Raw genomic sequence first — 228 nt, 5'->3', positions numbered from 1 at the left:
CGTGAGCGAACGCTGAAAAGCACCCCGAGAAGGGCGGTGCAATAGGGCCTGAAATCAGCTGGCGATCGAGCGACAGGGCGTACAAGGCGATTCTCAAAACGACCGAGGAGCGATCCTCCAGTAGGAAGAGAATCGAGCCGGCGTCGTGTCGTGCGTTTTGAAAAACGACCCAGGGAGTGCACTTGATTGGCGAGTCTAACCCGTGAACCGGGGAAGGCGCAGGGAAAC

1 rRNA gene is annotated in these 228 nt (G+C 58.3%); it reads left to right on the top strand.

Annotation, left to right across the window (positions count from 1 at the left end):
- Nucleotides 1-228, top strand: a 23S ribosomal RNA gene (locus C470_RS16220); the annotation flags it as partial.

This window comes from Halorubrum distributum JCM 13561, assembly GCF_000337395.1.
GTDB classification, from domain to species: domain Archaea; phylum Halobacteriota; class Halobacteria; order Halobacteriales; family Haloferacaceae; genus Halorubrum; species Halorubrum distributum.
The sequence above is the reverse complement of the archived record's forward strand: the minus strand, read 5'-3'. Positions and strand labels throughout refer to the sequence as shown.